Origin of the sequence: Roseovarius sp. MBR-6, from assembly GCF_040547525.1 — a bacterium.
In the GTDB taxonomy this organism is placed as follows: Bacteria; Pseudomonadota; Alphaproteobacteria; order Rhodobacterales; family Rhodobacteraceae; genus Roseovarius.
This window is the reverse complement of record NZ_JBEPPW010000054.1, coordinates 1-4,297: the sequence shown is the minus strand read 5'-3', so window position 1 is coordinate 4,297 and position 4,297 is coordinate 1. Positions and strand designations below refer to the sequence as shown.

The 4,297-nt window shown below is 63.4% G+C and carries 8 protein-coding genes; all 8 read right to left on the bottom strand.

All coding sequences use genetic code 11. The features are described 5' to 3' along the window. Positions 1-464, bottom strand: a 464-nt coding sequence (locus ABIE57_RS20340) for an alpha/beta fold hydrolase (protein ID WP_354540859.1), incomplete at its 3' end; no start/stop codon positions are given. A 14-nt stretch (positions 465-478) separates the two neighbouring features. Next, on the bottom strand, positions 479-613 hold the full coding sequence (locus ABIE57_RS20335; protein ID WP_354540858.1) for a hypothetical protein: 135 nt from the start codon (positions 611-613) through the stop codon (positions 479-481). Between the two features lie 25 nt (positions 614-638). Then, positions 639-2,069 (bottom strand): dihydrolipoyl dehydrogenase, encoded by a 1,431-nt coding sequence (locus ABIE57_RS20330; RefSeq protein WP_354540857.1) that lies wholly within the window; start codon positions 2,067-2,069, stop codon positions 639-641. A 3-nt stretch (positions 2,070-2,072) separates the two neighbouring features. Further along, on the bottom strand, positions 2,073-2,219 hold the full coding sequence (locus ABIE57_RS20325) for a hypothetical protein (RefSeq protein ID WP_354540856.1): 147 nt from the start codon (positions 2,217-2,219) through the stop codon (positions 2,073-2,075). A 115-nt stretch (positions 2,220-2,334) separates the two neighbouring features. Further along, positions 2,335-2,862 carry a peroxiredoxin-like family protein gene (locus ABIE57_RS20320; RefSeq protein ID WP_354540855.1) on the bottom strand — a complete coding sequence of 176 codons (528 nt, stop codon included), beginning with the start codon at positions 2,860-2,862 and terminating at the stop codon, positions 2,335-2,337. 46 nt (positions 2,863-2,908) lie between these two features. Further along, the gene (locus ABIE57_RS20315) at positions 2,909-3,562 is read right to left on the bottom strand and encodes a cysteine hydrolase family protein (protein WP_354540854.1); all 654 of its coding nucleotides are present in this window, start codon (positions 3,560-3,562) and stop codon (positions 2,909-2,911) included. An 18-nt stretch (positions 3,563-3,580) separates the two neighbouring features. Then, positions 3,581-3,790, bottom strand: coding sequence for a hypothetical protein (locus ABIE57_RS20310; protein ID WP_354540852.1), 210 nt, complete (start codon positions 3,788-3,790; stop codon positions 3,581-3,583). Positions 3,791-3,885: 95 nt separating this feature from the next. Continuing rightward, positions 3,886-4,297 (bottom strand): DUF6789 family protein (locus ABIE57_RS20305; protein ID WP_354540850.1); only part of this gene is annotated, 412 nt, incomplete at its 5' end.

Genomic DNA, 4,297 nt, shown 5'->3' with positions numbered 1-4,297 from the left:
TCGAGGAAGTCAGGAAGGCTCATCGCTGCCTCGGCGCCAGGCTCTTGCAATGGCAGGAATTCGGGGATCGGCCACGAGTCGAAGCAGACCGCGCTGCTGAGAACCAGCTTTTTCACCCGCTCGGGGTAGCGAACGGCGATGATCTGCGCCACGCCGCCACCGATGTCGTGGGACACCACGTCGGTCCGGGCGAGCCCGAGCGCGTCGAGCACGCCGACCATCAGCCGGGCCTGCGCGGCGATCGACACGTCAGTGTGCTCGGGCTTGTCCGATTGGCCGTAGTTGAGCATGTCGGGCGCGATCACCCGGTGCGTCCGGGCGAGCACCGGGATGATGTTGCGCCACAGCAGGCTCGATGTCGGGATCCCGTGGATCAACAGGACCGGCGGGCCGGTGCCCTCGTCGAGATAGGCGATCCTGTGGCCTTCGACCTGAAGGTATTTGTGGGAGTATTCGGTTGTCATTTCACTCTCCATACCTAGTCAATTGGCGTGATCGGATCGCGGGCTGGTCCTTTGCGCGAGACACGGGTCAACCTATGCGTGGCTGCTGGCTGCCATCGCGTCTTGCCCGGCGGCATGCCGGCGAGCGACAGGATCTCGTCCTTGTTCATGGGGTCGTGTCCTTTTCGGTTGGCGTCATGCGCCGGGGCCGCAGTCGATGGAGCGCGGTGGAGTGTCGGCGCGGTGACCCAGCTTCACGCTCAGATCGCGCAGGGCGCTGCGCAGGCCCTCCTCGATGACCGGGTGATAGAAGGGCATCTCCAGTGCCGTATCCACATCCATACCGGTCTGAATCGCCCAGGCCAGCAGGTGCGCCAGATGCTCGCCCCGCGGCGCGACCATCTCGGCACCGAGCAGGCGGCCCGTGCCGCGCTCGCCATAGATGCGCAGCAGGCCGCGGTTGAGGCGCAGAACGCGGGCGCGGCCCTGATCGGCGAAATCCACCTCGCCCGTGGCGAAGTCGCACGCGGCGTCGGACAGGTCGGCAAAGGACGCGCCCACCGTGGCGATGTTGGGATCGGTAAAGACGATGCCCAGCGGCGTGCGGCGGCGGTGGGTCTGCACCTTCGGAAAGCGCCCGGCGTTATCGCCCGCGATGCGGCCGTCATCGGCGGCCTCATGCAGCAGCGGAATGCGGGCCGCGACATCGCCTGCAAAGAAGATGTGGCCGCCTTCCGATTGCATGGTCGCCGGATCGACTTCGGGGGCGCCGCGCTCATCGAGGGTCAGCCCCGAGGCGGCAAGGTCAAGCCCATCGAGCGCCGGTGCCCGGCCTGTTGCGGCCAAAAGCCAGTCGAACCGCTCTTCTCGCACCTCGCCATCCACCGTGAAGCGCACCACCACCTCATCCCCCTCGCGGGTGACCTCCTGCACATCGGCATCCGGATCGAAGGGCAGATCGGCACCGATGGCGGCGGCAGCGGCATCGCGCACCGCCGGATCGCTCAGCGGGCCGACGCCCCCGCCCTTGCCGAACAGCCGCACGCGCACGCCGAGCCGGTAGAGCGCCTGCGCCAGTTCCAGCCCGAGGACCCCGCCGCCGAAGACCGCGACCGCACCCGGCAGATCGGACCAGCCGAACACATCGTCATTGACGATCAGCCGGTCGCCAACAGCGTCGAATATCTTCGGACGGACCGGAACCGAGCCGGTGGCGATCACGATGCGCGCGGCGCGCACGGTCTCGCCGGTGTCGAGCCGCAGGGTGTTCGGCCCTTCGAACCGGGCGCTGCCCTTCAGGCGGTGGGACGGGTCAATCCCCTCCACCACCTCGATCACGAAGCCGACAAAGCGATCACGTTCGCGCCGCACCCGGCCCATCACCTCGGCCCCGTCAATGCGCGGCGCGGCGGCGTGAACGCCGAAACCGGCTGCATCACGCACGGCTTCAGCCGCCTCCGCCGCCGCGATCAGCAGCTTCGAGGGCATACAGCCCACACGTGCGCAGGTGGTCCCGTAAGGACCGCCCTCGATCAGGACGATCCGGTCGGTATGTTTGCGCGCCGCACGATAGGCTCCCATGCCCGCCGTGCCCGCGCCGATGATGGCAACATCAACCTCGCGCATGGCTCAATCCATCCTCCAGCCGTGGCTGACCACGATGCTCTGACCGGTCAGCGCGTTGCTCGGGAAGGTGGCGAGAAAGAGCGCGGTATGCGCCACATCCTCGACGGTGGTGAATTCCTTGATGACGTAGTTCGTGCCGTCAAGTTTCATGGGGTTTTTGTCCTTCTTGCCATTTAAAGGAATGAACCCGTCATCCGCCCCGCGCGCCGGATGACGGGTTTGTCCGATGAGACCTGCGGCAGGTCAGAGACCTTTCCGGCACTCCTTAGGCCGCCAGGCGGCCGCGGATCGGATAGTCGTTGTCGCGAATGAACTTCAGCCCCTTGGCAAGGCCAGCGAGATCGGGGCGGGCGAACGGCACGTTCGAGATGTCGATAACCTGAAGCAGCCCATCAGCATTGATCACGAACACACCCGGTTCGGCAAAGGGACGGTCCGTCTCTTTTTCGGAACGCGGCTCCGAGACATAAAGGCCGAGCATCTGCATCTGCTCCACCGTCAGGCCGTAGCCCACGGGGAACGTCACGCCGATCTCGTCAGTGAAACTGCGGGCGCGATCCTCGGGATCGCCGGAAACGGCCACGATCCCCACGCCCGCCTTGGCGAAGTCGGGCGCGGTCCGTTCGAGCTCCGCTAGATAGGTTTTGCAGATCGGACAGTGCTTGCCGCGATAGACCACCACCATCTGCCAGTCGTGATAGTCCAGGGGCGTGCCCAACGTCAGCGTACTGCCGTCGAGGCGCGGCACGGTGATTTCCGGAGGGCGTTCTCCGGATTTGAGTTTGTCTGTCATGTTCGGTTCCTCTTTCGTGTTGAAGTTGGTCAACGCAGCTTTTCCGTTACATCGCTTGCAGCACTTCAACCGCCTCTCGGGTGGTCCAGACCTTGCTAGCGATGAAGTTGAAGTTGATGACGGCGGCCTTGTATCCGTCACCGAGATCCGGATCGATTGCAGCTGCGGTTGCGTCCGAGACGACAAACACTTCGAATCCCTGTTCCACCAGATCGCGCATGTGCGACTCGACGCACAGGTTCGCCGACATGCCGGCCAAAACGACCTTGCTGATCCCGTGCTTACGCAACTGCAGCGCCAGGTCATTGTTCTGGGGTCCGTAGACCTTGTGAGGACTGACCACGATAACGTTGCTATCGGTCAGCAACGGCTTCAGCCGCTCCAGCCAGTCAGCTCCAGATCCGTCGAATCCGGACAGATCCAGCGGACCACTGCGGGCAAACATGCCGATCTCATGCATCTTGTGCTCAAGGGTTCCGCCAAACTGCCACTCCTTGTCGGCTGGGTAATAGTAGTGCGGAGACACGAAAGTCCGGTAACCAGCGTCTCTCGCCGCGGTCAACAAGGTCTCGAGGTTGGCGATCGTGTCATTCTCGCGAACGCTGTCTCCGACCAGACCCCAAGCGGCACCGTCTTCGCTGAGGAAATCGTTTTGGGGATCGGTCACGACCAATGCCGTGGTATTGTTGTCGATGTTCATCTTTTGCATCCTATGGGCTCAGGCAGAGGGCGAGTTTGCGGGTCCGCCGCATTTCTGGGATCGTCTTGGATCAAGGTGTTTGTCCAATGGCGTTGTGTGCATCTGCGGCGCTTTTTCAGAGTTCTGGCTTGGGCTTCCGCATTCTCTACCGGCTCTGTCATGCGAGCGGTTGCGCCGCGCCTCGTTCGCTGCGGGCAGGCGTTCGCCGGATTTGAGTTTGTCGGTCATGGGAATCTCTTTCGTTTAGTTTATCTCAGGAATTAAGAGCGTAAGACCCAGATCGGTTGATCGCTGCTTTCGCTTCCAGACCGAAAGGGCATGTCTCAGGCCACGTTCAGGCTGCTGCGGCGCCGCAGCATGCCGTAGACGCCGCCAAGCACGGCCCCGAACACGATGTGCATCACCAGTGTCATGACCGGGGCCATCATGCCCAACTGCATGCCGAAGAGCCCGGCCCCCGCCATCGGCATCATCGCCACCATCATGATGAGCCAGGCACCAGTGGCAAAGACGATGCCCTTCAGCCAGAGCTCTCCTCCAGGCAGGTGCGATTCAAGCAATGCGAATGCGCCGCCCCAGAGGACGGTGCCGATCATGACGTGAACGCCCCAGCCAATGGCCGTCGACACCCCCATCATCATCGCGATCATACCGATCGGATCCAGTGCTGGCATCAGCCCCATCGCCCCCTTCATCAGCATCAAAAGCGAAAGGGCAACGGTTGCCGCAAGTCCG

Coding starts and splice junctions, on each gene's coding strand:
- ABIE57_RS20335 (WP_354540858.1), bottom strand. CDS start 613: ATGAACAAGGACGAGATCCTGTCGCTCGCCGGCATGCCGCCGGGCAAG.
- ABIE57_RS20330 (WP_354540857.1), bottom strand. CDS start 2,069: ATGCGCGAGGTTGATGTTGCCATCATCGGCGCGGGCACGGCGGGCATG.
- ABIE57_RS20325 (WP_354540856.1), bottom strand. CDS start 2,219: ATGAAACTTGACGGCACGAACTACGTCATCAAGGAATTCACCACCGTC.
- ABIE57_RS20320 (WP_354540855.1), bottom strand. CDS start 2,862: ATGACAGACAAACTCAAATCCGGAGAACGCCCTCCGGAAATCACCGTG.
- ABIE57_RS20315 (WP_354540854.1), bottom strand. CDS start 3,562: ATGAACATCGACAACAATACCACGGCATTGGTCGTGACCGATCCCCAA.
- ABIE57_RS20310 (WP_354540852.1), bottom strand. CDS start 3,790: ATGACCGACAAACTCAAATCCGGCGAACGCCTGCCCGCAGCGAACGAG.